This is a genomic window from Streptomyces sp. NPDC038200, assembly GCF_055600785.1.
Window position 1 is genome coordinate 164904 of sequence record NZ_JBVJYH010000005.1, and the last position, 25626, is coordinate 190529.

The 25626-nt window shown below is 71.5% G+C and carries 25 protein-coding genes, 7 tRNA genes and 1 pseudogene; 12 read left to right on the top strand and 21 right to left on the bottom strand.

What is annotated here, in order from left to right; genetic code table 11:
• Positions 1-29 precede the first annotated feature (29 nt).
• The 6 genes from pdxT to pgsA all read right to left on the bottom strand — a co-directional run bounded on the left by pdxT (position 30) and on the right by pgsA (position 5103).
• The gene (gene pdxT / locus ACZ7KF_RS12940; protein ID WP_471072634.1) at positions 30-635 is read right to left on the bottom strand and encodes a pyridoxal 5'-phosphate synthase glutaminase subunit PdxT; all 606 of its coding nucleotides are present in this window, start codon (positions 633-635) and stop codon (positions 30-32) included.
• 19 nt (positions 636-654) lie between these two features.
• Positions 655-1560 (bottom strand): pyridoxal 5'-phosphate synthase lyase subunit PdxS, encoded by a 906-nt coding sequence (gene pdxS / locus ACZ7KF_RS12945; RefSeq protein ID WP_225821966.1) that lies wholly within the window; start codon positions 1558-1560, stop codon positions 655-657.
• Between the two features lie 124 nt (positions 1561-1684).
• Positions 1685-2227 carry a LemA family protein gene (locus ACZ7KF_RS12950; protein WP_471072637.1) on the bottom strand — a complete coding sequence of 181 codons (543 nt, stop codon included), beginning with the start codon at positions 2225-2227 and terminating at the stop codon, positions 1685-1687.
• A 79-nt stretch (positions 2228-2306) separates the two neighbouring features.
• The gene (locus ACZ7KF_RS12955) at positions 2307-3470 is read right to left on the bottom strand and encodes a glycosyltransferase family 4 protein (protein WP_471072640.1); all 1164 of its coding nucleotides are present in this window, start codon (positions 3468-3470) and stop codon (positions 2307-2309) included.
• A complete protein-coding gene (locus ACZ7KF_RS12960) occupies positions 3467-4375 on the bottom strand; it encodes a phosphatidylinositol mannoside acyltransferase (RefSeq protein ID WP_471072643.1) in 909 nt (302 codons plus the stop codon). Before ACZ7KF_RS12960 ends, ACZ7KF_RS12955 begins: the two co-directional genes overlap by 4 nt.
• Complete coding sequence (gene pgsA, locus ACZ7KF_RS12965; RefSeq protein WP_471072646.1) at positions 4372-5103, bottom strand: phosphatidylinositol phosphate synthase; 732 nt, start codon at positions 5101-5103, stop codon at positions 4372-4374. Before pgsA ends, ACZ7KF_RS12960 begins: the two co-directional genes overlap by 4 nt.
• Positions 5104-5354: 251 nt before the next feature.
• Here pgsA and ACZ7KF_RS12970 point away from each other — a divergent pair, with 251 nt between their 5' ends.
• The gene (locus ACZ7KF_RS12970; protein WP_471072649.1) at positions 5355-7556 is read left to right on the top strand and encodes an elongation factor G-like protein EF-G2; all 2202 of its coding nucleotides are present in this window, start codon (positions 5355-5357) and stop codon (positions 7554-7556) included.
• A gap of 200 nt (positions 7557-7756) precedes the next feature.
• Complete coding sequence (locus tag ACZ7KF_RS12975; RefSeq protein ID WP_471072652.1) at positions 7757-9403, top strand: hypothetical protein; 1647 nt, start codon at positions 7757-7759, stop codon at positions 9401-9403.
• A gap of 66 nt (positions 9404-9469) precedes the next feature.
• Here the strand turns inward: ACZ7KF_RS12975 and ACZ7KF_RS12980 are convergent, their stop codons facing one another.
• Entirely contained in the window at positions 9470-10033 is a 564-nt protein-coding gene (locus ACZ7KF_RS12980; protein ID WP_471072655.1) for an HIT family protein, read from the bottom strand.
• 67 nt (positions 10034-10100) lie between these two features.
• Between ACZ7KF_RS12980 and ACZ7KF_RS12985 the strand changes: the two genes are divergently transcribed.
• Positions 10101-10769 carry a potassium channel family protein gene (locus tag ACZ7KF_RS12985; RefSeq protein ID WP_471072658.1) on the top strand — a complete coding sequence of 223 codons (669 nt, stop codon included), beginning with the start codon at positions 10101-10103 and terminating at the stop codon, positions 10767-10769.
• Between the two features lie 29 nt (positions 10770-10798).
• Here the strand turns inward: ACZ7KF_RS12985 and thrS are convergent, their stop codons facing one another.
• The 3 genes from thrS to ACZ7KF_RS13000 all read right to left on the bottom strand — a co-directional run bounded on the left by thrS (position 10799) and on the right by ACZ7KF_RS13000 (position 14682).
• Positions 10799-12775, bottom strand: a complete 1977-nt coding sequence (thrS, locus tag ACZ7KF_RS12990) for a threonine--tRNA ligase (RefSeq protein ID WP_471072661.1) — start codon at positions 12773-12775, stop codon at positions 10799-10801.
• A 93-nt stretch (positions 12776-12868) separates the two neighbouring features.
• Entirely contained in the window at positions 12869-14119 is a 1251-nt protein-coding gene (locus tag ACZ7KF_RS12995) for a hypothetical protein (protein ID WP_471072663.1), read from the bottom strand.
• Entirely contained in the window at positions 14116-14682 is a 567-nt protein-coding gene (locus ACZ7KF_RS13000; RefSeq protein WP_471072666.1) for a DUF4365 domain-containing protein, read from the bottom strand. Before ACZ7KF_RS13000 ends, ACZ7KF_RS12995 begins: the two co-directional genes overlap by 4 nt.
• Before the next feature lie 168 nt (positions 14683-14850).
• Between ACZ7KF_RS13000 and ACZ7KF_RS13005 the strand changes: the two genes are divergently transcribed.
• Positions 14851-15576: an exonuclease domain-containing protein gene (locus ACZ7KF_RS13005; protein WP_471072669.1), complete on the top strand. Its 726-nt coding sequence runs from the start codon at positions 14851-14853 to the stop codon at positions 15574-15576.
• A gap of 133 nt (positions 15577-15709) precedes the next feature.
• On the opposite strand, the gene ACZ7KF_RS13010 is transcribed toward ACZ7KF_RS13005, so the two are convergent.
• The 5 genes and pseudogenes from ACZ7KF_RS13010 to ACZ7KF_RS13030 form a co-directional block, all read right to left on the bottom strand.
• Positions 15710-15781: transfer RNA gene (locus ACZ7KF_RS13010), tRNA-Val, on the bottom strand.
• A 39-nt stretch (positions 15782-15820) separates the two neighbouring features.
• Complete coding sequence (locus ACZ7KF_RS13015) at positions 15821-16267, bottom strand: SRPBCC family protein (protein ID WP_471072672.1); 447 nt, start codon at positions 16265-16267, stop codon at positions 15821-15823.
• A 206-nt stretch (positions 16268-16473) separates the two neighbouring features.
• Positions 16474-17279: pseudogene (locus tag ACZ7KF_RS13020) on the bottom strand (ABC transporter substrate-binding protein); the annotation flags it as partial.
• 493 nt (positions 17280-17772) lie between these two features.
• A tRNA-Val gene (locus ACZ7KF_RS13025) sits at positions 17773-17844 on the bottom strand.
• Between the two features lie 85 nt (positions 17845-17929).
• Positions 17930-18394: a TIGR02611 family protein gene (locus ACZ7KF_RS13030; RefSeq protein WP_471072675.1), complete on the bottom strand. Its 465-nt coding sequence runs from the start codon at positions 18392-18394 to the stop codon at positions 17930-17932.
• A gap of 191 nt (positions 18395-18585) precedes the next feature.
• On the opposite strand from ACZ7KF_RS13030, the gene ACZ7KF_RS13035 reads away from it, so the two are divergent.
• Positions 18586-18999: an SsgA family sporulation/cell division regulator gene (locus ACZ7KF_RS13035; RefSeq protein ID WP_004002642.1), complete on the top strand. Its 414-nt coding sequence runs from the start codon at positions 18586-18588 to the stop codon at positions 18997-18999.
• Positions 19000-19283: 284 nt separating this feature from the next.
• On the top strand, positions 19284-19844 hold the full coding sequence (locus tag ACZ7KF_RS13040) for a CGNR zinc finger domain-containing protein (RefSeq protein ID WP_471072678.1): 561 nt from the start codon (positions 19284-19286) through the stop codon (positions 19842-19844).
• A gap of 239 nt (positions 19845-20083) precedes the next feature.
• Here the strand turns inward: ACZ7KF_RS13040 and ACZ7KF_RS13045 are convergent, their stop codons facing one another.
• The gene (locus tag ACZ7KF_RS13045; protein WP_471072681.1) at positions 20084-20239 is read right to left on the bottom strand and encodes a hypothetical protein; all 156 of its coding nucleotides are present in this window, start codon (positions 20237-20239) and stop codon (positions 20084-20086) included.
• A 155-nt stretch (positions 20240-20394) separates the two neighbouring features.
• Complete coding sequence (locus ACZ7KF_RS13050; protein ID WP_471072683.1) at positions 20395-20853, bottom strand: hypothetical protein; 459 nt, start codon at positions 20851-20853, stop codon at positions 20395-20397.
• A 258-nt stretch (positions 20854-21111) separates the two neighbouring features.
• Between ACZ7KF_RS13050 and ACZ7KF_RS13055 the strand changes: the two genes are divergently transcribed.
• A complete protein-coding gene (locus ACZ7KF_RS13055) occupies positions 21112-21636 on the top strand; it encodes a DsbA family protein (RefSeq protein WP_471072686.1) in 525 nt (174 codons plus the stop codon).
• 214 nt (positions 21637-21850) lie between these two features.
• Here ACZ7KF_RS13055 and ACZ7KF_RS13060 read toward each other — a convergent pair whose 3' ends face one another.
• From ACZ7KF_RS13060 to ACZ7KF_RS13070, 3 genes are all read right to left on the bottom strand, one after another.
• A complete protein-coding gene (locus ACZ7KF_RS13060; RefSeq protein WP_471072689.1) occupies positions 21851-22675 on the bottom strand; it encodes a GNAT family N-acetyltransferase in 825 nt (274 codons plus the stop codon).
• A gap of 73 nt (positions 22676-22748) precedes the next feature.
• Positions 22749-23570, bottom strand: coding sequence for an aminotransferase class IV (locus ACZ7KF_RS13065; RefSeq protein ID WP_471072692.1), 822 nt, complete (start codon positions 23568-23570; stop codon positions 22749-22751).
• Positions 23567-24610, bottom strand: a complete 1044-nt coding sequence (locus tag ACZ7KF_RS13070; RefSeq protein WP_471072695.1) for a chorismate-binding protein — start codon at positions 24608-24610, stop codon at positions 23567-23569. The genes ACZ7KF_RS13065 and ACZ7KF_RS13070 overlap by 4 nt, the downstream gene beginning before the upstream one ends.
• 178 nt (positions 24611-24788) lie before the next feature.
• Here ACZ7KF_RS13070 and ACZ7KF_RS13075 point away from each other — a divergent pair.
• The 5 genes from ACZ7KF_RS13075 (at position 24789) to ACZ7KF_RS13095 (ending at position 25259) form a co-directional block, all read left to right on the top strand.
• Positions 24789-24861, top strand: a tRNA-Gly gene (locus ACZ7KF_RS13075).
• A 38-nt stretch (positions 24862-24899) separates the two neighbouring features.
• Positions 24900-24973: transfer RNA gene (locus ACZ7KF_RS13080), tRNA-Cys, on the top strand.
• A gap of 1 nt (position 24974) precedes the next feature.
• Positions 24975-25046 (top strand) — tRNA-Val (locus ACZ7KF_RS13085).
• 40 nt (positions 25047-25086) lie between these two features.
• Positions 25087-25158: transfer RNA gene (locus ACZ7KF_RS13090), tRNA-Val, on the top strand.
• A 29-nt stretch (positions 25159-25187) separates the two neighbouring features.
• A tRNA-Val gene (locus tag ACZ7KF_RS13095) sits at positions 25188-25259 on the top strand.
• A gap of 52 nt (positions 25260-25311) precedes the next feature.
• Here the strand turns inward: ACZ7KF_RS13095 and ACZ7KF_RS13100 are convergent.
• On the bottom strand, positions 25312-25608 hold the full coding sequence (locus ACZ7KF_RS13100) for a TFIIB-type zinc ribbon-containing protein (protein ID WP_471072698.1): 297 nt from the start codon (positions 25606-25608) through the stop codon (positions 25312-25314).
• Positions 25609-25626 lie beyond the last annotated feature (18 nt).

The following is a 25626-nucleotide window of genomic DNA, read 5'->3' on the forward strand; positions in this document are numbered from 1 at the left end:
ACCCATCTCTGCAACGAACTCCAGAGATCCTACAAGGACTCCGGTGTCCGGTTGGCGCGCACCATGTCGACGAACAAGGAGTGCACTCGGTGGTCGCCGGTCAGCTCCGGATGGAACGACGTGGCGAGCGCGTTGCCCTGGCGGACCGCGACGATGTGGCCCTCGTGCTCGGCGAGCACCTCGGCCCCGGCGCCCACGGACTCCACCCACGGGGCGCGGATGAAAACGCCCTCCACAGGATCGCCCGTGACGCCCTTCACGTCGACCGCGGCCTCGAAGGACTCGTTCTGCCGTCCGAAGGCGTTGCGGCGCACGATCATGTCGATGCCGCCGATGGTCTCCTGACCCGAGCGCGGGTCGAGGATCTTGTCGGCGAGCATGATCAGGCCCGCGCAGGTGCCGTAGACGGGCATGCCCGCGCGGACACGCGCGCGGAGGGGCTCCATCACGCCGAACAGGACGGCCAGCTTGGAGATGGTGGTGGACTCGCCGCCGGGCAGCACCAGGCCGTCGACCTCGGCGAGTTCCTCGGGGCGCCGCACCGGCCTGGCCACGGCGTCCGCCGCGGCCAGGGCGATGAGGTGCTCCCGTACGTCGCCCTGGAGAGCCAGGACGCCTATGACAGGAGTGTTCATGGAGTCAGTACCCGGGTGGTTACCAGCCGCGGTTCGCGTAGCGCTCGGTCTCGGGGAGGGTGTCGCAGTTGATGCCGACCATGGCCTCGCCGAGGTTGCGGGACGCGTCCGCGATGATCTTGGGGTCGTCGTAGAAGGTGGTGGCCTTCACGATGGCGGCGGCACGCTTGGCCGGGTCGCCGGACTTGAAGATGCCGGAGCCGACGAAGACGCCCTCGGCGCCGAGCTGCCGCATCAGGGCGGCGTCGGCCGGGGTGGCCACACCACCGGCGGAGAACAGCACGACCGGGAGCTTGCCCAGCTCGGCGACTTCCTTGACCAGCTCGTACGGGGCGCGCAGCTCCTTGGCGGCGGCGTACAGCTCGTGGTTGTCGAAGCCGCGCAGGCGGGCGATCTCGTTCTTGATCTGGCGCAGGTGGCGGACGGCCTCGACCACGTTGCCGGTGCCGGCCTCGCCCTTGGAGCGGATCATCGCGGCGCCCTCGGCGATGCGGCGCAGGGCCTCGCCCAGGTTGGTGGCACCACACACGAAGGGGGTGGTGAAGGACCACTTGTCGGAGTGGTTGACCTCGTCGGCCGGGGTGAGGACCTCGGACTCGTCGATGTAGTCGACGCCGAGGGACTGCAGCACCTGGGCCTCGACGAAGTGGCCGATGCGGGACTTGGCCATGACCGGGATCGAGACGGCGTCGATGATGCCCTCGATCATGTCCGGGTCGGACATGCGGGCCACGCCGCCGTCCTTGCGGATGTCGGCCGGGACCCGCTCCAGGGCCATGACGGCGACGGCGCCCGCGTCCTCGGCGATCTTCGCCTGCTCCGGCGTGACGACGTCCATGATCACGCCGCCCTTGAGCTGCTCGGCCATGCCGCGCTTCACGCGGGCGGTGCCGGTCTCGGGAGCCTGGTTCTCGATGGTGGACACGGGTGACCTCACTGAAGGGAAAGAGGGTTTCTGCTCCGATGAGGAAACGTGAATGGACCAGGCCACAGCAAGGGCCAATGGCAAGTCGGTGGATCCTTTTGGCCCTCCCCGGTGCGCCTGCGGTTCAGGAGACCCTCTCGACCAGGGCGGCGGGCGGCTCGTCGTCCATCTCGACGGCCAGCGGGAAGGGCGCGTGGCCGGCCAGCCGGAACCAGCGGACCTTGCGGTGCTCGCGCAGCCGGCGCGCGGCCCCCACGGCGTCGTTGTGGAAGCGGCGGGCCATCGGCACCCTGCGGACGGCCTCGGCCAGCTCACGGGCCGCCGCCTCCCCGCCCGGGGCCTCGCGTACGGCCTCCACCTGCGCCGGGTCCGCGAAGACCGCGCGCAGCGCCTGGCTCAGCTCGCTCTCGGCGACCTCCCGCTGCTCCTCCTCGGCCTGCCGGGCCGCGTGCGCGGCCTCGTACAGCACGATCGAGGCGGCCGGGTCCAGTACGCCCGAGGTCGCCAGCTCCTGCGCCACGGAGGCCCGCCGCAGCAGCTGGGCGTCGAGCGCGGCCCGGGCGGCGTCCATCCGCACATGCAGCCGGTCCAGCCGCCCGGCGGTCCAGCTCAGGTACACGCCGACGGCGAGGAGTGCGACGAGGATCCAGATGAGGGTTGCGGTCACGGCCGAAGGCTATCGGCTGCTCCGGCGGGCCCCCGTCGTCAGTCCGGGGCCGGCCCGAAGCGGGCCCGCGGACCCGTCGTCAGTCCCGGGCCAGCCCGAAGCGGGCCCGCAGGCCCGTCGTCCGTTCGTCCGCGCCGACCGCCGCCGCGCCGGCCGTCACCGTCTCGTAGACCGACAGGATGTCCGCGCCGACCGTCGACCAGTCGAACCGCCGGACGTGGGCGCTGCCGCGTGCGCGCAGCTCGGCCCGGCGTACCGGGTCCTCCAGCAGCCGTACGGCCGCCTCGGCCAGCGCGTCGGCGTCCTCGTTGGCGAACACCTCACCGGCCGCGCCCTGGTCGAGGACCTGCACGAAGGCGTCCAGGTCGGAGGCGAGCACCGGCGCGCCCGCCGACATCGCCTCGACCAGGATGATGCCGAAGCTCTCGCCGCCGGTGTTGGGCGCGACGTACAGGTCGACGCTGCGCAGGAAGCGCGCCTTGTCCTCGTCGCTGATCATGCCGAGGAACTCCACGCGCGAGCGCAGCTCCTTCGGCAGGTCCTCCACGGCCGCCTCCTCGTCGCCCCGGCCCGCGACCAGCAGGCGGGCCTGCGGGCGGGCCGCCAGTATCTTCGGCAGTGCCTTCATCAGGACGGGCAGGCCCTTGCGGGGCTCGTCGATGCGGCCCATGAAACCGATGGTCTCGCCCTGCCACTCGGTCTTGGGCTCGGCCTCGGCGAAGAAGTCCACGTCGACGCCGTTGGGGATGACCACCGCGTCCCCGCCGAGGTGCTCGACCAGGGTGCGGCGGGCGTACTCGCTGACCGCGATCCGCGCGCTGATCTTCTCCAGGGCGGCCTGCAGGATCGCGTAGGCGGCGATCATCGCGCGCGAACGCGGGTTGGACGTGTGGAAGGTCGCGACGATGGGGCCCTGCGCCGCCCAGCAGGTCAGCAGGCCCAGCGAGGGCGAGGTCGGCTCGTGGATGTGCACCACGTCGAAGGCGCCCTCGTGCAGCCAGCGGCGTACCCGCGCGGCCGACAGGAAGCCGAAGTTCAGCCGGGCGACCGAGCCGTTGTACGGCACCGGGACGGCGCGGCCCGCCGAGACGACGTACGGCGGCAGCGGGGTGTCGTCGTCGGCCGGGGCGAGGACGGAGACCTCGTGGCCGAGCCGGACGAAGTACTCGGCGAGGTCGCGGATGTGGAACTGGACGCCGCCGGGCACGTCCCAGGAGTACGGGCAGACGATCCCGATTCTCACGAGGGTCCCTTCGCGGGGTCGAGGTCGGCGAGCCACAGCCGCTGGAGCATGTGCCAGTCCTCCGGGTGCTCGGCGATCCCGCCGGCGAAGGCGTCGGCCAGGGCCTGGGTCATGACCGATGTCTTCTCCGCCCGGGTACCCGACTCGGGTACCTGCACCGGCGGATGCACCTGCCCCTGGAGGACCGGCGACTCGTCGTACCAGAGGGTGACGGGCAGCAGCAGGGCACCGGTCTGCTGGGCGAGCAGGGCGGGACCGGCCGGCATGCGGGCCGTCTCCCCGAAGAAGTCGACCTCGACCCCGGAGGCGGACAGGTCGCGGTCGGCGACCAGGCAGACCAGACCGCCGTCGCGCAGTCTGCGGGCCAGGGTGCCGAAGGCGGAGCCGCCGCTGTGCGGCAGCACCTCCATGCCGAGGCCCTCCCGATAGGCGACGAACCGGTCGTAGAGCGTCTCGGGCTTCAGGCGCTCGGCGACCGTCGTGAACGGCGTCTGCAGCTCGGTGGTGACCCAGGCGCCGGCCAGGTCCCAGTTGGCCAGGTGGGGCAGGGCGAGGATCACGCCCCGGCCGGAGGCGAGCCCGTCGGTCAGATGGTGGATGTCCTTGGGGTCGAAGCCGGTCCTCACGCGCTCGGCGCTCCAGGCCGGGAGCCGGAAGGACTCCATCCAGTAGCGCAGGTACGAGCGCATGCCCGCGCGGGACAGCTCGGCGAGCCGTTCCGGAGTGGCGCCGGGCACCACGCGCGCGTAGTTGGCCTCCAGCCGCAGGACGCCCTTGCCGCGCCGCTTCCAGACGAAGTCGGCGATGGTCCGGCCGAGGCGCGCGGCGACGGGCTCGGGAAGCTTCTTGACCGTGCTCCAGCCGAGGCCGTACAGCCCGTCGGTCAGCCGCTCCGCCGCGCTCACTGCGCCGCCTCGGTCCCCTGGGCCGAGTTCTCCCGGTCCGCTGCCGCCTCGGCCTCCGCGGACTCGCGGCGGACGGTGACGACCCGCTGGATCAGCGTGACGAGGCTGCCCGCGGCGACGATCCACAGCGCGATCGGCAGCAGCCACTGGATGCCCGGCACACCGAACTTGTGCAGACCCGCGAAACCGGCCGCGACCAGCGAGATCACCAGTCGCTCGGCACGCTCGACGAGCCCGTTGACGGCGACCGGCAGCCCGATCGACTCGCCGCGCGCCTTGGTGTACGACACCACCTGGCCGCTGGCCAGGCAGAAGATCGAGACGGCGCACAGCACGTTGTCGTCGCCGTTCCCGGCGTACCACAGGGCGAAGCCGCCGAAGATCGCGCCGTCGGCGACACGGTCCAGGGTGGAGTCCAGGAAGGCGCCCCAGCGGCTGGAGCGCCCCAGCTGGCGGGCCATGTTGCCGTCGACCAGGTCGGAGAAGACGAACAGGGTGATCACGACCGTGCCCCAGAAGAACTCACCCCTGGGGTAGAAGACCAGCGCGCCCGCGACCACACCGGCCGTGCCGATGAGCGTGACCGTGTCGGGGCTCACGCCCCGGCGGATGAGAAACGCGGCGAACGGTGTGAGGACACGCGTGAAAAATGCACGCGCGTACTTGTTCAGCATGGCCTTCCCGACGGTCGGTGACGCCGCGGCCCTGATGGCCGCCGGCTGGCCCATCGTAGCCACGCGCGCGGGTGCGTGACGGGCGGGCACCCGCAGCCGCGCCGGGAACCGGCCGGGGCCACGGCACCCGCGGGGCGCGAGAGGCGAACGGTGCCCCCTCCGTACCGTTCGTGGTCCTTCGTATGGACGCGGCATGACGGGAGTGGAAAGCTCGAATAACCGCGGGCGTCGCCGGAGCCGCCGCAGCACGCGGCTTGCGCGTGTCCGCGCCCACAGTGACCTCACCGTGCACGGGAGGCAGGATCATGGGCGACAAGGCACAGACACACCACCCTGGGGCCGCCGGCAGGGCTCTGACGGCCGACCGACCCGCGTCCGTACGGAACGTGGTGCTGGTCGGCCACTCCGGCTCGGGAAAGACCACCCTCGTGGAGGCCCTGGCGCTGACCGCGGGGGCGGTGAACCGGGCGGGCCGTGTCGAGGACGGCGGCACCGTCTCCGACTACGACGACATCGAGCACCGGCAGCAGCGCTCCGTACAGCTCTCCCTGGCGCCGGTCGAGTGGGGCGGCATCAAGATCAACCTCCTGGACACCCCCGGGTACGCCGACTTCGTCGGTGAGCTGAGGGCCGGTCTGCGGGCCGCGGACGCGGCCCTCTTCGTCGTCTCGGCCTCGGACGGTGTGGACGGCTCGACCCGGATGGTGTGGGAGGAGTGCGCGGCCGTCGGCATGCCCCGCGCGATCGTGATCACGCACCTGGAGGCCGCGCGCGCCGACTTCGAGGAGATGACCCGGATCTGCGCGGAGGCCTTCGGCGGCGACGACCCCGACGCCGTCCTGCCCCTCTACCTGCCGCTGCGCGGGCCCGAGGGCCCCGACGGGCACGCCCCCGTGACCGGCCTGATCGGGCTGCTGTCGCAGAAGCTGTTCGACTACTCGACCGGGGAGCGCAAGGAGTCCGAGCCCGGCGAGGACCAGCTGCCGGACATCGAGGCGGCCCGCAACCGGCTCATCGAGGGGATCATCGCCGAGAGCGAGGACGAGACCCTCATGGACCGCTACCTGGGCGGGGAGCCGGTCGACGTCGGGACGCTCGTCGAGGATCTGGAGCGGGCCGTGGCGCGCGGTTCGTTCTTCCCCGTGCTGGCCGCCGCCCCCGCCGCCGAGGGCGCCCGGCAGGGACTCGGCACGGTGGAGCTGCTGGAGCTGGTCACCGGCGGCTTCCCCACCCCGTTCGAGCACCCGCTGCCCGGGGTCACCACGATCGACGGCAAGCGGCGCGAGCTGAAGCCGTGCGACACGGACGGCCCGCTGGTCGCCGAGGTCGTCAAGACCTCCTCCGACCCCTACGTCGGCCGGATCTCCCTGGTCCGTGTCTTCTCCGGCACTCTCCGCCCGGACCGGACGGTGCACGTCTCCGGGCACGGCCTCGCCGACCGCGGGCACGAGGACCACGACGTCGACGAGAAGATCGGCGCCCTGTCCATGCCCTTCGGCAAGCAGCAGCGGCCGGTGACCCACGCCGTCGCCGGCGACCTGGTCTCCGTGGCCAAGCTGAGCCGTGCCGAGACCGGCGACACGCTGTCCGCCAAGGACGACCCGCTCCTGATGGAGCCCTGGCAGATGCCCGACCCGCTGCTGCCGCTCGCCATCCACGCGCACAGCAAGGCGGACGAGGACAAGCTCTCGCAGGGCCTGGCCCGGCTGGTCGCCGAGGACCCGACGATGCGCCTGGAGCAGAACCAGGACACCCACCAGGTGGTCCTGTGGTGCCTGGGCGAGGCGCACGCCGACGTCGCCCTGGAACGGCTGCGCAGCCGTTACGGCGTCCAGGTCGACGTCGTCCCGCACAAGGTCTCCCTCCGGGAGACGTTCGCGCACCGGGCGACCGGACGCGGCCGGCACGTCAAGCAGTCCGGCGGCCACGGCCAGTACGCCATCTGCGAGATCGAGGTGGAGCCGCTGCCGGGCGGCTCGGGCATCGAGTTCGTGGACAAGGTGGTCGGCGGCGCGGTGCCCCGGCAGTTCATCCCGTCCGTGGAGAAGGGCGTACGGGCCCAGGCCGCGAAGGGGGTCGCCGCCGGCTATCCCCTGGTGGACGTGCGGATCACGCTGCTGGACGGCAAGGCGCACTCGGTGGACTCCTCCGACGCCGCCTTCCAGACGGCGGGCGCGCTCGCCCTGCGCGAGGCCGCGGCGGACACGAAGATCCATCTGCTGGAGCCGGTGGCCGAGGTGACCGTACTCGTCGGCGACGACTACGTGGGCGCCGTGATGAGCGACCTCTCCAGCCGCCGGGGCCGGCTGCTCGGCACCGAACAGGTCGGCACCGGACGGACGTTGATCCGCGCCGACGTGCCCGAGTTCGAGATCGGCCGGTACGCCGTCGACCTGCGCTCGCTGTCCCACGGCACGGCCCGCTTCGACCGGCGCTACGCCCGGCACGAGCCGATGCCGCCGCAGATCGCCGAGCGGATCCGCGAACAGGGCGGCGACGAGGGGTAGTACGCCGGCGCACGGGCGGGCGGCTTCGGCCGTCCGCCCACGCGTTGTCGGTGGCGGCGGATACGCTGATCACCTGATCACGTCGTGCCGCGACCGTCCGGCGCTCGTCCGGTATCCGCACGACGACGGGTCCAACAGGTGTGCGGAGCAGGGAAGTCGGGAAGGCCGCAGGAACGGCACCGGCGGCGATGGGGGCGGGAATGTCGTTTGGAACGGAGTGGGACGGGCCCCAGGTACCCGTCTCGGGCGACGAGGGGCAGGCGGCGACCTCCGCACTGGCCTCCGCGGCGTACCGGGACAGCCCGCTCGAGGACATCAAGAAGGCCGACAACGAATGGCACCAGTCGACCGTCAAGGCCGGCCGGATCAAGCTGTTGCGGCCCAATCTCGGCGAGGCGTTCTCGCGGGCCCTCGTCGACCGGCTGCTCGCCCCCGGCCGCAAGCCGCTCATCCAGTCCTTCGGCTCCGAACCGCAGTTCGTGGTGGAGCACGCCCTGGCCGCCAACAACATCCGCCGGGAGCGCGACAACCACCTGACCGCCATCACGGTCGTCTGCGGTCTGCTGTTCCTGCCCGGGATGCTCGTCTGGCTGCTCGTCTTCCAGCTGCGCACCTTCGTCGCCAAGCGCGACGACAAGCGGGCCGGGACACTGGCCACCGCGCTGCTCCTGGGCGTCGGCGTGCTCGCCGCGCTGTTCCTGATCAAGATGCCGTTCACCGGCTTCTGGGCGTGGTACGCCCGCGCGGCGGTCGTGGTCCCCGTGCTCGGCTGGTTCTGGGCCAAGCAGGTCTGCGAGCGCACCGCCAGGGACCTGCGGGCCCGCTGGGACGGCCTGCTCTCCGGCACCAGCGTCGGCGCCAAGGTCCCGGAAGCCGTGCCGCGCGGTCCCGGCCAGACCGCCGCCGAGGAGCTGCGCCAGTCGCTGGCCCGGCTCACCGCCGAGCAGCAGTCCAACTCCGTCTTCTACGCCGGCCCCAAGGGCATACTCGGCATGGGCACCCGCTGGGGCGCCTGGCAGCTCGCCGAGGACCTGGTGCCCGCGGACGCCGGCCGGGAGATCCACCCCTTCCGCAGCTGGGACGTCATACGCGCCATCCACGACCAGCTGGCCCTCCTGGAGCGCGGCCCGCTCAACACCGGTGGCTTCCCCAAGCCGTCGGTACGGCACTGGATCGTCACCCCGATCGGCGAGAAGGCCACGGCGGTGTCCCGGCCGGAGGGCACCGACGTCGAGGCCTTCCAGGTCAAGCCGCACGCCATACAGGAGATCTGCAACAAGCAGCAGTTCGGCAGCGGCGACCGGCACTACCTGGGCGTGCAGTGGACCCTGTGGGACGGCCAGCTGGTCATCACCATGCTGATCACGGTCACCGTGCTGCACGAGACCCTGCGCATCGAGGTCACGGGACACGCGCTGGGACCCGTGAACTCGCTGTTCACCGGCAAGCCGGAGGCGCCGACCAAGGAGGTCTCCAAGTCCCTGAAGCCCTGGGAGACCCGCACGGTCAAGCTACCGCTCGTCCCCACCGACGAGGTGGTACGACTCGCCGTGCGCGCCCCGCTGACCTGGTACCCGCCGCTGCTGAACTGGCTGGGCGGCTCGCTCGGCCTGCCGGAGCCGTTCGGTCTGCGGCACGCCTGGGCCGACCAGCCGTGGCGGCACCGCTTCATGGCCGACGACGCGCTGCGCGCGGCCACGCCGGTGCTGCGCGTGGTGCACTCGGCAGCGATCAAGGTCCTGGAGGAGAACGGCGTGGCCACGGAGAAGTTCGGTGCCCGCTCGGCGTTCCTCAGCGGCAACGTCCAGGACCCGACACCGCGGAAGGCCGACCTCTACGACGCGTGAGTCCCGGACGGTCCGGATGCGGGGACCGTCGCGGTCGCCGGGGGCCACCGCCCCCGGCCGGGCCGCTCACGCCGATGCCGGCCAGGCGTCCGCCAGCATCTTCCTGGTGTCGGCCAGCAGCTGCGGCAGCACCCTGGTGTGTCCCACGACCGGCATGAAGTTCGTGTCGCCGCCCCAGCGCGGCACGATGTGCTGGTGCAGGTGCGCGGCGATGCCGGCGCCCGCGACCCCGCCCTGGTTCATGCCGATGTTGAAGCCGTGCGCGCCGGACGCGGTCCGCAGGGCCGTCATCGCCTGCTTGGTCAGCTCCGCCAGCTCGGCCGTCTCCGGCCCCGTCAGGTCGGTGTAGTCCGCCACGTGCCGGTACGGCACGGTCATCAGGTGGCCGCCGTTGTACGGGTACAGATTGAGGACGGCGTAGACGTGCTCACCGCGCCGGACGATCAGCCCGTCCTCGTCCGACTTGGCCGGGATCGAGCAGAAGGGGCAGCCGTCTTCGGCCCCGGGGCCGGTCGGCTTGTTCTCGCCCTGGATGTAGGCCATCCGGTGAGGCGTCCACAGGCGCTGGAAGGCGTCCTGAGTCCCCACTCCGATCTGCTGCTCCGGCTCACTCGTCATGCTAGGCAGCATATGGCTTCGCCGGTTCCCGGCGTGTCGCCGGGGCGGTCTCCCGGTATCCTCCGGCCAAGCTTGGCCGGTGGACGACGACATCCGTATGCAGCGCTGGAACCGCTGGGAGGGGCGTGCCGCGCTGCCGCTCGGCATCGCGTCGCTGGTCTATCTCGGCGGCTACGCGGCGCATGTGCTGGCGCAGGGCGTGCCTTCGGCCCTGGACGACGTCCTGCGTGCGGTCATCGGGGCCGCCTGGACGGTGTTCATCGTCGACTACGCGGTGCATTGGCGGCTGAGCGGCCGGGGGCTCGGCTTCGTGACCAGCCACTGGCTGGACACGCTGGTCATGCTGCTGCCGTTGCTGTGGCCGGTGCGCATCGTGCGGCTGTACGACGTGGTCCAGCGGCGGCGCGGCGGCGTCCGCCTCACGCTGCACGCGCGCGTGATGTTCTACGCCAGCGTGTCCACGGCGCTGCTGGGCTTCGCCGGTGCCCTCGCGGTGTACCAGGCGGAGCGTGCCGCGCCCCATGCCACGATCCGGACGTTCGGCGACTCGGTCTGGTGGACCTGCTCGACGCTGTCGACGGTCGGCTACGGCGACGTGGTCCCGGTGACAGCCCGGGGCCGGGTCGTCGCGGTGGGGCTGATGGCCTGCGGTCTCGCCCTGCTCGGCGCGATCACCGGCTCGTTCTCCTCCCTGCTGGTGCAGCGGTTCGCCCGGGGCGTGGACGAGGAAGGGCCCCCGGGAAGCTGATTCCCGGGGGCCCTTCGGGCTCGTGCGGCTCAGACCTGGGTCCGCTCCTCCACGACCTGCGCGATCTTCGCGATGGCCGCGTCGAACGGGATGCCGTTCTCCTGCGAGCCGTCGCGGTAGCGGAAGGACACCGAGCCGTTCGACATGTCCTCGTCGCCGGCGATGACCATGAACGGCACCTTCTGCTTCTGCGCGTTCCTGATCTTCTTCTGCATGCGGTCCGAGGAGGAGTCCACCTCGACGCGCAGGCCCTTCTTCTTGGCCGCGGCCGCGAACTTCTCCAGGTACTCCACGTGCGCGTCCCCGATCGGGATGCCGATCGCCTGGACCGGGGCCAGCCACGCCGGGAAGGCGCCCGCGTAGTGCTCCAGGAGGACGGCGAAGAACCGCTCGATGGAGCCGAACAGCGCGCGGTGGATCATGACCGGGCGCTGCTTGGAGCCGTCCGGGCCGGTGTACTCCAGGTTGAAGCGCTCCGGCAGGTTGAAGTCGAGCTGGATCGTCGACATCTGCCAGGTCCGGCCGATCGCGTCCTTGGCCTGGACGGAGATCTTCGGGCCGTAGAAGGCGGCGCCGCCCGGGTCGGGAACGAGGGGCAGCCCCTGCTTCTCGGCGACCTGGCGCAGCGTCTCGGTCGCCTCCTCCCAGACCTCGTCGGAGCCGACGAACTTCTCCGGGTCCTTGGTGGACAGCTCCAGGTAGAAGTCGGTCAGGCCGTAGTCCCGCAGCAGGCCGAGGACGAAGGTGAGCGTCCGGTCCAGTTCGTCGGACATCTGCTCACGGGTGCAGTAGATGTGCGCGTCGTCCTGGGTGAAGCCGCGGGCCCGGGTCAGACCGTGCACGACGCCCGACTTCTCGTACCGGTACACGGTCCCGAACTCGAAAAGGCGCAGGGGCAGTTCACGGTACGACCGGCCGCGCGCGTCGAAGATCAGGTTGTGCATCGGGCAGTTCATGGGCTTGAGGTAGTAGTCCACGCCCTCGTCGAGCTGCATGGGGGGGTACATGCCCTCGGCGTACCAGTCCAGGTGCCCGGACGTCTCGAAGAGCTTCCCCTTCGTGGCGTGCGGGGTGTAGACGAACTCGTAGCCCTCTTCCTCGTGGCGGCGGCGCGAGTAGTCCTCCATCACGCGGCGGACGATGCCGCCCTTGGGGTGGAAGACGGCGAGGCCGGAGCCGATCTGCTCGGGGATCGAGAAGAGGTCCAGCTCGCTGCCGAGCTTGCGGTGGTCGCGCTTCTCGGCCTCGGCGAGGAAGTCCAGGTACGCCTTCAGCTCGTCCTTGGACGGCCAGGCGGTGCCGTAGATGCGCTGGAGCATCGGGTTCTTCTCGCTGCCGCGCCAGTAGGCGGCGGCGTTGCGCATCAGCTTGAACGCCGGGATGAGCCGGGTCGAGGGCAGGTGGGGACCGCGGCAGAGGTCCTTCCAGCACAGCTCGCCGGTCTTGGCGTCCAGGTTGTCGTAGATCGTCAGCTCGCCGGCACCGACCTCGACGTCCGCGCCGTCGTCGTGGGAGGCGGAGCCCTTGATGCCGATCAGCTCCAGCTTGTACGGCTCGTTCGCCAGCTCCTCGCGGGCGGCCTCGTCGGTCACCACGCGACGGGCGAACTTCTGCCCGCGCTTCTGGATCTCCTGCATCTTCTTCTCGATGGCCTTGAGATCCTCGGGCGTGAACGGCTTCTCGACGTCGAAGTCGTAGTAGAAGCCGTCCTTGACGGGCGGGCCGATGCCCAGCTTGGCCTCGGGGAACAGCTCCTGCACGGCCTGCGCCATGACGTGCGCGGTGGAGTGGCGCAGGATGTTCAGGCCGTCCTCGGACGCGATCTCGACACCCTCGACCTCGTCGCCGTCGGACAGTGCGTACGCGAGGTCCTTCAGCTCGCCGCCCACGCGCGCGGCGATGATCGAGCGCTCGCCCGCGAAGAGGTCGGCGGCCGTAGTGCCCGTCGTCACCACGCGTTCTTCCCGCTCGGAATCGCGTTGGATGATCACACGGACGTCTGACACCGGTCTCTCCTGACTGAAGGTGGGGTGCGGCGCCATACCAGGAGCGCGCGCACAGGCGATCGTACCGACCCGACGGCACCGACCGCGAAACGGTCACCCTCGGTCCTCGTCCCCGTACGCTCCCGGGTCGCCGTCCCCGCAGGCCTCCTCGAAGAAGTCGAGGTTCTCCTGGAGGGACTTCATCAGCCGGTCCCGCTCGGCGTCGTCCACCTGCACGGGCACGACTCCGGAGGCGCCGGTGAGCCGGCGGAAGCCGCCCCGGCGCTCCAGCCGGCCGTGCACCCGGACGGGGAGGCCGACGAGGTGGGCGTGACCGGCGATGCGGTAGTCCTCCTCGTCCAGGGTGACGCGGAGGTGCGGGACCTCGGCGCCGGCGAGGACGCGCAGGCGTACGGTGCCCTCGCCGGCGGGGCCGGAGCGGCGCATGCGGACGACGGCGCCGGTGACGCGGACCGGGACGGAGGGTTCCTCGCGCAGGTAGCGGGCGGCGGCCTCGCGCAGCACGGGCAGGTCGCCGGGCGAGAACTCGACGGGTTCGGCGGAGGAGGCACAACCTTCGGGGACACCGGCGCCGGGGGCCCAGGCGACGGCGACACGGGCCCCCTCGGTGCCCCGGACGAGCGCGCCGAGCGCCTCGGTCAGCTCACGGCTGACGCCGGCCGCGACGGCGCCGTCGAAGGCGTCCATGCCGCCGGTGGCCCGCCGGTAGTCGATGGCCTCGCGGGCGGCGTGCAGGGCCTGGTGGAGGCGGACGGCGAGGGGGCGGGCGGCGGGGACGGGCACGAAGGCGGTGAGGGTGCGGCTCCCGGCGGCGGGGCCGAGGAGGACGTTCTCCAGCAGGGCGGCGGCGGGGCGGCGGTGGCGGGCGCCGTGGTAGCCGGCACGCGCGCGGGTGGCGAGCGCGGCGGCGAGCAGCATCTGCCGGGCGGCGCCGCGCAGGCGGTCGTCGGCGGCCCAGGGGGCGGCGCCGGCGGGTCCGTCCGGGGTGTCGCGCCACCAGCGGATCTCGTCGCTGGGCACGGCGAGGGAGATCAGCACCTCGCGCGCGGAGGGGCTGTGGCTGCGGGCGAGGGCGTCCAGTGCCTCGCCGAGCAGGTCGTCGCTGTCGGGGAACGCGCGGCTCTCGGGGACGAGCAGGCTGGTTCCGCCGCCGCCCGGCCCGGGCGGGGACCAGCGGCCGTAGCGGCCGGGCGCGCCGCCGCGCCGCTGCCAGCCGTGCCGGTGCAGCAGGGCGCCGAGCACGGCGGGGTCGACGTCGGCGGGCTGCGGGGGCCGGTTCCAGGGCAGGTCGTCGGGGTGCGGCCGGACCTGCCGTGCCGGCTCGTCGTGGGGACGGTTTCTCATGGCCTGCCTCCCGTCCCGACCCGCGTCATGATCTCGCAGAGGGCCCGGTCGTCGAAGATGCGCGAGGTCGGTATCCGCACGGTGGTCCGGTGCCGGCCGGTGACGGCGTGGCCGGCGAGGTTGACCCAGTAACAGCAGTGCCTGAGGTCGAGCCGGTCGTGGCCGGCGCGCAGCCAGTCGTCCTGCGAGCGCGGCACGAGCATGACGACGAGGATCTTGTGCACCGAGACGGGGGTGCGGGCGAGTTTGCGCAGGTGCTCGTTGTCGAGGGTGAAGGCGAAGGAGCGCCCCGGAGGGTCGGGCGCGACCTGGTAGGTGGCCTTCAGCTGGACCTTGATGGTGACTTCGTCGTCGACGGTGTGTCCGGGCGCGCTGTGGCTGACGTGCCAGTCGATGCCGTTGTCCGGGAAGGGCTGGGACAGCGAGCAGCCGGCCGCGGCGGCGACCGCGTGCAGATAGCCGACCTGCAGTGTCTCCATGCAGGCGGTGGTGGCGAGCGTGCCGCGAAGGGTGCCCGGGCGATCGGGCAGCAGCCCGCCCCGCTCGGGCTGCGCAATGGCCATGACCAACAGCCTTCCGAACCAGGATTTTCCCCGCTGCGGGCCGCTGAACTGCAAAGACCCGTACTCCTGTTGTCTCCTCCCGGCGTACGGCGCAAACGGCCCGGGTATCACCAAACAGGCAGAAGACGGCACGTCACCTGCCATGGGTGAAAGAGGAGTTGGGTGCAGATGACGACCTGGTACGAGGGGCCGCTGGCGGCCTTCGACACGGAGACGACGGGCGTGGACGTCGAGACCGACCGGATCGTGTCGGCCGCCGTCGTGGTCCAGGATGCGCCGGGGACCCGCCCCCGGGTGATCCGCTGGCTGGTGAACCCGGGGATTCCGGTGCCGGAGGCGGCGACGGCGGTGCACGGACTGACGGAGGAGCACCTCCAGCACAACGGGCGCTGGCCCGCTCCGGTGATGTACGAGATAGCGGAGCAGCTGGCGGAGCACGCGACGCTGGGCCGCCCCCTGGTGGTGATGAACGCGCCGTTCGATCTGACGCTGCTGGACCGGGAGTTGCGCCGGCACCGGGCGTCCTCGCTGGACCGCTGGTTCGAGTCGGCGCCGCTCAGGGTGCTGGACCCGCGGGTCCTGGACAAGCATCTGGACCGGTACCGCAAGGGCCGTCGCACGCTGACCGATCTGTGCGCGCACTACGGCGTGGCCTTGCAGGGCGCGCACGACGCGGCGGAGGACGCGCTGGCCGCGCTGGATGTCGTACGGGCGCTGGGCCGCCGCTTCGCCACCCGGCTGGAGCGGTTGTCCCCCGCCGAGCTGCACACGCTGCAGGCGAACTGGCACGCGGCACAGGCACGGGGGCTCCAGGCCTGGTTCGCGCGCAGCGGCTCGGAGGAGGTCGTCAGTACGGAGTGGCCGCTCAGGCCGGAGCTGCCGGCGGCGGCGTGAGCCTCGCGCCACCCGGCCGCGGCATCACCGAGGACGGGGGCGGGGCCCGGATGGCCCGTGGCGTGGGCGCGCGGGAAACGAAAAGAGCGACGTGGTCCGCGTTTTCGGCGGACACACGTCGCTCTCCCGAACGTGGGCGATACTGGGTTCGAACCAGTGACCTCTTCGGTGTGAACGAAGCGCTCTCCCACTGAGCTAATCGCCCGGGAACGCACTGAACAATACAGGTCCGGGCGCCGTTCCTTCAAACCGCTTCCAGGCGGCGCAGCAGTCCGCGCCGCCCGGCCCGCATCATCAGGCGGTGGTTGAGGCGGAAGAGGGGCCGTCCCGGTACGGCGAGCAGCCTGAGCAGCGGCTTGCGTACGCGGACCTCCTGGTCGTACCGGGCGAGTGTGCCGGGGCCGCCGGCGGTGACCGTCCAGCGGGCCCAGCCGTCGAGGTCACCTCGGAGCGTGACCTCCAGGATGCCGGCGGCCGGGTCCCGGCGGGTCTGCCGGACGGTGGACGTGAGCGTGTACGGCAGCAGGGACCGAACGGTGAGGATGCCGGTGGAGTCGTCCAGCCGGGTCACCGTCCGCACCTGCGGCCACCACCGGGGGTAGTCCTCGGCCCGCTCCAGTACCGCGTAGACGGCGGCCGGCGGGGCGGGCAGGGACCACAGGCTGCGGAAGCGGTAGTGGTTGCGGTCCATGGACCGAGTGTGCCCCGGCAGGGCGCGTGTATCTGAGTACGGGTACTCATGCCCCGGGCCGCGAGCCGGGGCACACTCGGGGTGCGAGCGCCGCCGCCCGTGCGACGGCGCTCCCCCGGTTCCGGGTCAGGCCGGCATCCTGTCGCCGAGCAGGGCCGGGTTCTCGATGGCGGCGAGCCCGTAGAGGGCGGTGTCGTTGGTGGACACATCAGGGAGGCGAGGTACTGGCCGGTGAGTTTGGGGGCGAGGCCGTACTCGCTGTGGCCCTCCGCCGCATAGCGGACGGTGAATGATCCGGTGGTGGCCGTCGGTCCACCACTCCGTCAGATCGGCTTTGTCGAAGCCGAGTCCGTCCTCGGTGAAGAACGCCTTGCCTTCTGCCTCAGGTAGAGGTCGTACAGGTACATGATCGCGAAGAAGCCGGTGCCCCCGCGATCTTGATCTTGTCGTGGACGGTCTTCAGGGCCTTGACGTACTCGTCCCAGGTCCAGCCGGGCCGCGGTTCGACGCCCGCCTTACAGAAGGCCTTCTTGTCGGTGACGAGCGCCATGGTGTTGGAGCCGACGGGAATTCCGACCTGCTCGCCGTCGACCTCGCCGACCTTCGTGACGCCCGCGCGGAAGTGATCCAGGCTCAGATTTCCGGCCCGCACCTGAGGCGTGAGGTCGAGCAGAATTCCTCGCTTGTCGTACTTCCGAAGGAAAGTGACGGCGTTTTGGAAAACGTCCGGCGGATTCCCGCCGGCGGCCTGCGTCTGGAACTTCTTCTCCCAGAACGATTGATACGCCTGGAAGTCGGTCTTGACCTTGATCTTCGGGCGCTTCTCCTCGCGATGGCCTGGTTGATCTTCTTGGCCCGCTCCCGGCACCCCACAAGGCGTCACGGATCGTCATCGGCCCGCCCCCCGAACCGCTCCCGCTTCCGCTCCGGTCGTCGCGGCGAGCCCGAGCGTGGCCGCCGAGGCTCCGGCCGCCTTCAGGATCGTCCGCCTACCAGGATTGCTGGTTCCCACAGTGACCGGAAGTGAATCGTTTCAAGTAAGCGCTTGCTGGCACAAGGTGCGGAAGGACCCCGGGTGCGTCAATGATTCGGGCAGGATTTTCTCGCCGGCCCCGGGGGCGGCGGAGCTGCCGCCGTCGATCGCCGCAGGTGGGAGGGAGCGCGTACGACGGGTCGAACGCGGGATCGAGGGTCCGGGTGATGGGGACGCACACGCCCGGCCGAGGGGGAGATGCGCTCGGGCGACGGGGGGAGGCGTCCGGGTGATGGGGACGCGTCCGGGTGTCTCTCCGGGCCGCCGGCGGAGACGAGGGTTTTCGGCAGGGCTGTCGCCAGGAGTGCCGCCAGGGTTGTCGGCCGGGCGGTGGCCGGGGGCTGGCCGGTTACGTGGAGCGTGCCGTCGCGACACCCGGACGATCACCGACAGCCGCTCACCCTCCGCTGCCGGAGGGGTGCGCATACGCCGACGGCCCACCTGCTTGTCGCAGGTGGGCCGTCGGTCCGGGTGGGCGATACTGGGTTCGAACCAGTGACCTCTTCGGTGTGAACGAAGCGCTCTCCCACTGAGCTAATCGCCCGGGCGCAGGAAGAACATTACCCCATGTCAGGGGGTGCCTCCGACCAGAGGCGGGGCGGCGGACACCGCCCGGCCCCGCGCCGGCCTCACTGGTCCTTGATCTTCCAGGGCATGACGACGCCGAACTTCCACAGGTAGATCCCGACGAGCACGCCGATGATCACCAGCCCGATCGCGGTCAGGGTGATGTTGCGGCGGCGCACCCTGGGGTCGAGAGCCCGTTGGGCCGCCTCGGTGACCTTGCGTTTGGTCCAGCGGAGCACGAGCTGGGCCCAGACGAACTCGGTCGCCCAGATCGCCATGCCGCCGAAGATCACCACCCAGCCGGGCCCGGGCAACGGCAGCATGACGATGCCCGCGGCGACCACCGCGAGGCCGACCACGAAGACCCCGACCTGCCAGCTCAGATGCAGGTACCGGCGGGCCTTGATGAATTCCGGCGCCCGTGAGCCGAGCCCCTGCTCGGCTCCCTGCCCGGCCTCCGGCCGGTCCGCCCTCGCCTTGTCCGCTGCCACGGCGACCTCGCCCGGTTCGTCACTCCCCGTATTCATACAGACAAACCCTACCCGAGTGAATCCAGTCACCGGAATGGTCGTAGATCTGGTACGAGTTCTCGGCCGGAAGAGTTACGTAAACACACGCAAAACCCTCAGAGGGGTTTACAACGGCACCGTAGGTGGCATGTCGATTTCGCCGACGTGCGAATCCCCGAGCGCACACTGAGCGAAAGGCCCTGGCGCTTATGAACACCACGGTCAGCTGCGAGCTGCACCTGCGCCTCGTTGTGTCGAGCGAGTCATCCCTGCCTGTCCCCGCAGGCCTGCGGTACGACACGGCCGACCCCTACGCCGTGCACGCCACCTTCCACACCGGAGCCGAGGAGACCGTCGAGTGGGTGTTCGCCCGCGACCTCCTCGCCGAGGGGCTTCATCGGCCCACCGGCACCGGCGACGTCCGTGTCTGGCCATCGCGTAGTCATGGCCAGGGCGTCGTGTGCATCGCCCTCAGTTCCCCGGAGGGGGAGGCGCTGCTCGAGGCCCCGGCGCGGGCCCTGGAGTCCTTCCTGAAGCGAACAGACGCCGCCGTGCCGCCCGGCACGGAACACCGGCACTTCGATCTGGATCAGGAGCTCTCGCACATCCTGGCGGAGAGCTAGGTCGCGGTCGCGACCCTTCGGAGCAGCCCGGCGCCGTCCACTCGGGGAGACGGCTCGGGCCAAGACAGCCGGAAGCGGCACAGCCCGGCGCCGTCACCGTGAGCGTTCACGGAGGCGGCGCCGGACTGTGGCCGCCCGGCTGCGTTCCGTGAGGGGCCGGCCACGCCCGGTCCGCGGGGCAGGGCGAGCTGGGGCAAGGGTGGGTGCGGTCGGCGCGGTTGTCGCTACCATCGGCCAGCATCGGCGGGCGCCCGCCCGACCCCAGGCAGGCCAGGGAGCGAAACGTGCTGATCACCCACGACACCCGGTGCGCCCTCGACACCGTGGTGGATCTGGTGAACTCCGCGCCGGAGGACGACGCGGCGGCCGACGGACTGCCCGATGTCCCGGCTCTCACGGATTTCGTACGAAACCACAAGATGAGCGATGTCGGCGTGCTGTCGGAGTTCGACCTCTCGGCGGTGCGCAGGGTCAGGGGGCGGTTCGCGGCGATCTTCGCGGCCCCGGACGCCCGGTCCGCCGCCATGATGATCAATGAGCTGGTGGCCGCTGCGGGTACCACCCCGCAACTGACGGACCATGACGGCTACGACTGGCATGTGCACTACTTCGCGCCAGGCGCCTCCGTGGCCGACCACCTGGCCGCCGACTGCGGGATGGCGCTCGCCTTCTTCGTGGTGGCCGGGGAGCAGGAGCGGCTGCGGCGCTGCGAGGCACCGGACTGCCGGCGCGCCTTCGTGGACCTCTCCCGCAATCGCTCCCGCCGCTACTGCGACAGCCGCACCTGCGGGAACCGGCTGCATGTCGCCGCCTACCGGGCCCGGCGCAAAGAGGCGGCGGGCTGAGGCGTACGCGCGTGCGGGGTGGTGAGGGGGTCTGACTCCCGTGCCTGCCGGCCTCCGCCGTTCCGTGCCCGCCGCGAGCCTCCTCCGCCGTTCCTGCCTGCCGTAAGCCCTCTTGGTCTCGTGTCCGCCGCCGACCTGGTCGGTCGCCTGCCCGCGGGATGCCGGATGCGTCGTCGGCCCGTCGCCCGCTCGATGCGACGTCGGTCCCGGCGGGTGGCGCCGGGACGGACGTGTACGGCTCACAGCAGCAGCAGGTCGTGCAGCGCAGCCATGAGCAGCAGACACCCGATCACCGCAAGGAAGATCATCAGCGGTGGCTGGGATAGGGCGAAGAGGCACCCGCGCGGCTCGTCCTTGGGCGGCGCCGCGGCCTCGCTCTCTGTCGTGTCCAGCATCTTGCGGCAGATCATGACGCACCCGGCACCCCGCCCGCGATCAGCGCACAGGGATCTTGCGGGAGTTCGCCGAATACCGTGAGGTCTCGTTCGGCTGGTGAACGAATCCGGACACCCCGGGACCCACTGTGTCGTTTCAGCGAGTCATGTGACTGTCATATGCCGTGCTTCTTCAGGATGGCCTCGATGTCGCTGAAGTCCTCCGCCGAACCCCCGGAGGACGAGGCGCCGCCCCGGCGTGCGGCGGCCGGGCGTGCCGCGGGACGGGACGTTCCGCCCAGGGACGGCGCCGGGGCCGCGGGCGCCACCGCCTCCCGCTCCGTCCGTCCCGTCGTCCTGCGCCCGGCACCGGCGCCCGCACGCCGGCGCTCCACCGCGCGCGTACCGGCGAAGAGCAGCCAGGCCGCGCCCAGCACTCCGAAGCCCGCCCAGGCCGTGGGGCTCAGGGCGGTGTCGGTGAGCCAGCCGACGACCCCGGTCATCACCAGGCCGACCGGCACGAGGGAGTAGGCCGCGATGCGGGCCGCCGACAGGAAACGCTTGCGGTAGGCCGTGACCACCGCGATACCCAGGCCCGCCGCCGACACGGCGGAGCACACTGTCTCGGCAATCATGCGGTCCTCCCGGCGGGCTCGGTTCGTCGCTTCCATCGTGCACCGCCGGGTCCCCGCGATGCCATGCTCCGGCCCGACATCAGGGAGATCTCCGGGTCGTCTCCTCCTGCGGTGCCCGTGCCGGTGCCGGTCCGGCGCCGACCCGCACGGTCGCTGGTTCGCTGGTTCGCTGGTTCGCTGGTTCGCCCGGGACGGTCACGGTTGGGTCGCGACCGTCCCGGTTGGGTCGCCCGCGCCCGGCCTGGAAGACTGGTGGGCATGAGCGACTCCTCCCCCGCACGCACCGATGCCCTCGTCCTCGACCTCTGGTGCGAACTGCAGTGCCCCGACTGCCGCAGCGCCCTCGACGACGTCCGCGCCCTGCGCGCCCGCTACGGCGACCGGCTGGAGCTGCGGCTGCGGCACTTCCCGCTGGAGAAGCACCAGCACGCCTTCGCCGCCGCCCAGGCCGCCGAGGAGGCGTTGGAGCAGGGCAAGGGCTGGCCGTACGTGGAGGCCGTGCTGGAGCGGGTGGAGGAGCTGAACCGTACGGGGGAACCCTTCCTGGTCGAGACGGCCCGGGAACTCGGTCTGGACGCCGAGGAGTTCGACACCGCGCTGATCGACGGCCGGCACATCCTCGTCGTCGACGCCGACCAGGCCGAGGGCAAGGCGATCGGCGTGACCGGCACCCCCACGTACGTCATCGGCGGCGAGCGCCTCGACGGCGGCAAGAGCCAGGAGGGGCTGCGCGAGCGGATCGAGGAGATCGCCGACCGCCTGCTGGCCGAGCGAGAGGCCTGACCCGCGGGACACGTCCCCCGGCACAGGCTCGGACCCGAGCACTCCCCCGAGCACAGGCCCGGACCCGGAACATCCCGCGCCACGGGATCGGACCGGGACACGTCTGCGCGGAACACGACGGCCCTCCCGTCTGCGCGGAACACGACAGATCCCGTCTGCACGGGGCACGTCTGCACGGAACCCGTCTACGCGGGACGCGTCTGCACGGACACGTCTACAGCAGGGGCTTGGACAGTGCGTGGGCCGTCGTCTCGTAGCCGAGTGACTCGTACAGCCGCTCGGCCGGGGTGTTGCCCCCGAACACGTTGAGGCCGAGGACCCGGCGGCCCGCCTCGATCGTCTGGCGTTCCGCCAGCAGCATCAGCGTGCGGCCGTGCCCCCGGCCGCGGTGGGCCCTGTCGGTCTCCACGTCGAACACGAACGCCTTGGTGTCCTGGAGGGCCAGCCACAGCGTGCCCACCCGGGTCCCCTCGTGCTCCAGGACGCTGAAGACCATGCCGTCGGAGGCGAGGCCGTCCGGCAGGAGCGTCTCGTGGTCGCTGCGGGCCTTGGCACGGGCCGCCGCTTCGGGCACGCCCCGCTCGATCCAGTCCCGGGCGTAATGCTCGGTCTCGTGGGCGTACCACGCCTCGTACTCGGCCTCCGTCATGGGCCGCGCGCCGCTGCCCGCCGGCAGTCCGGGCGGTACGGCACCGAGGTGCTTCTCCATACCGCGGTTGCGCAGCGTGTAGCCGAGCGTCCGGAACAGCCGCAGGGCGATGTCCGCCGGGGCGGGTACCACGGTCTCGATCTGGCGGCAGCCCCAGCCGCGCGCCACCTCCTCGGCGGCCAGCGCGGCCACCGTGGCACGGCCGCGCCGCCGGTCGGGCTCGGCGATCCGCAGGTCGAGGACGCGGGCCACGGAGTCGCCCAGGGACGGCGAGGTGCCGAGGTGGATCTCGCCGACGGGCCGGCTGTTGACGCACACCTGGTAGCGGCGCGAACGGGTCCCGTCGGGATGCTGCTGAAGCGGCTCGGCCGGCCGCAGGGTCGTCGTCATCACAGGTGTTCTACCCGCAGCGCACCACCCCGTCAGCCCGTTTTTCCGCGCGGCCGCCGGCCGGCTTCCCGGATCAGGGGTCCAGGTCCTGCCCGCACCGCTCGTCGAAGACGCGCATGGCCTCGGCGGTCACCGGGCCCGGGGTGCCGGGTAGTTGGCGGTCGTCGACCCGGTGCACGGCCTGGACGTCCCGCAGGGTGGAGGTCAGAAAGACCTCGTCCGCGTCCCGGAGGACGTCCAGCGGCAGGTCGGTCTCCTTGGCGCCGGTCCACTCGACGACCAGGGCCCGGGTGACGCCGGGCAGGCAGCCGGAGGCGACCGGCGGGGTGTGGATCTCCCCGTCCAGGACGACGAAGACGTTCGACCCGGTGCCCTCGCAGAGCTGTCCGACCGTGTTGCCGAACAGCGCCTCGGAGGCTCCCTGTTCGTGGGCGCGGGCCAGCGCGACGACGTTCTCGGCGTACGAGGTGGTCTTCACGCCGGTGAGGGCGCCGCGTTCGTTGCGGGTCCACGGGACGGTGATCACCGCGGTGGAGTCGGGACGGCGGGTCGTCTCGCCGACGGCGACCACGAGGGTCGGGCCGTGCTCGCCGCGGCCGACGCCGAGCGGGCCGTGTCCGCCGGTGTAGGTGATCCGCAGCCGGCCCCGCGGCATCGGGTTGGCCTCCAGCACGGCCGTGCAGGCGCGGCGCACCTCGTCGTGGTCCGGGTCGGGCAGGCCGAGGACGCGGGCCGAGCGGGACAGCCGGTCGAGGTGCCGGGTGAGCGCGAACGGCTCGCCCAGGACCGCCTTCACGGTCTCGAAGACGCCGTCACCGACGGTCAGCCCGTGGTCGAGGACGGAGACCCGGGCGGCTTCCAGGTCCCGCAGCCCGCCGTCCAGCCAGATCCTCATGCGAACGCTCCTTCGATCTCCTCGTAGGCGCCCGACGCCACCGCGAGCAGCCGGGACGCCTTCAGCTCGGTCTCCCGCCACTCCCCCTCGGGATCGGACCCCCAGGTGATGCCGGCGCCGGTGCCGAAACGCAGGACGCCCTCGGCGCGGTCGATCCAGAAGGTGCGTATGCCCACGGCCAGCTCGGCGGTGCCCCGGTCGGCGTCCACCCAGCCGATGCCGCCGCAGTACGGGCCGCGGGGGGCCGTCTCCAGCGCCTCGATGATCCTGAGGGCGCTCGACTTGGGGGCGCCGGTGACCGAGCCGGGCGGGAAGGCCGCGGCCAGCAGCTCCGGCCACCCGGCGTCCTCGCGCAGCTCGCCGCGCACGGTGGAGACGAGATGGACGAGCCCCGGATGCTTCTCCACGGCGCACAGGTCGGGGACGGTCACGCTGCCGGTCGCGCAGACGCGCCCGATGTCGTTGCGGACCAGGTCCACGATCATCACGTTCTCGGCGTAGTCCTTCTCCAGGAGATCCGCCTCGGTGCGTCCGGTGCCCTTGATCGGCCCCGACTCGACCGTACGGCCGTCCCGGCGCAGGAACAGCTCGGGCGAGGCGGTGGCGATCTCCACTCCGTGCTCCGGCAGCCGGATCGTTCCCGCGTACGGCGCCGGGTTGCCGCGGGCCAGCAGGGCGGTCAGGGCGTCCACGTCGGCGTCGGGGGCCACGGGCGCGCCGAGCACCCGGCAGAGGTTGGCCTGGTAGACCTCGCCGGCCGCGATGTGCTCGCGGATCCGGTGGACGGCCGCCGTGTACGCGGCGCGGTCCAGGGAGGAGGTCCAGTCCCCCGGGTCGGGGCCCCGCCACCGTCCGGGCACCGGCGCGGGCACCGGCTCCTCCCGTACCTCCGCGAAGCGGGCGCAGGTCAGCCGGCCCTCGAAGTCCGCGCAGACGGCCCAGAAGCCGGTGGAGTCCAGGGCGGCCGGATCGCTGGTGACGTCGAGGAGGCCGCCGGCGACGCGGTCGCCGAAGCGGGCGAGAGGAGGGTGGAGGAGCACGTGGTCGAGTCTAGGTCGGGTGTCCGCGAGGTGGCCCCGGGATGTCCCGGAGGGGGCCCCGGCCACCGGGTCCGCCGAGTGCACCGCAGCACGCTGCGCAAACGCGTTTTTGTGCTGGCCCGGGAATCCGCTAGAGTTCAACACGTCGCCGGGACGCGGAAGCGGAACGAAACGACAAGCGGACGTAGCTCAGTTGGTAGAGCGCAACCTTGCCAAGGTTGAGGTCGCGAGTTCGAGCCTCGTCGTCCGCTCAAAGGAAGAAGGGGTCATCCCGATCCCCTACACTCCTGGTGGAGTGGCCGAGAGGCGAGGCAACGGCCTGCAAAGCCGTCTACACGGGTTCAAATCCCGTCTCCACCTCCAAGGACGATTAGCTCAGCGGGAGAGCGCTTCCCTGACACGGAAGAGGTCACTGGTTCAATCCCAGTATCGTCCACTGGATCTTCGGATCCTGGATCTTCTCGAAGGTCCCACCCGCGCGATTAGCTCAGCGGGAGAGCGCTTCCCTGACACGGAAGAGGTCACTGGTTCAATCCCAGTATCGCGCACTGTCTGTGACTCGTGAGTCACAGCCCGCGGACGATTAGCTCAGCGGGAGAGCGCTTCCCTGACACGGAAGAGGTCACTGGTTCAATCCCAGTATCGTCCACACAGCAAGAAGCCCCCGGCCGTCTCGTACGGCCGGGGGCTTCTTCGTGTGCTCAGCTGGAGAAGAGCATGTGGCCGAAGCTCTTGTGGCGGTGGTGGCCGTACTGACCGTGACCGCCGTGGTGACCGCCCTGCGGGGCGCCCCAGGCGGGGGCTGCCGGGGCCGCGGGGTAGGCCTGCGGGGCGGCGGGCGGCGGCGGGGCCGGCTGCGACCACTGGGACTCCAGGCGGGTCAGCGCCTCCAGCTCGCCGTAGTCGAGGAAGATGCCGCGGCAGCCGCTGCACTGCTCGATCTGGACGCCATTGCGGTTGTAGGTGTGCATCGGCGCATGGCACTTCGGACACTGCATGGTCGGCTCAACTCCTCG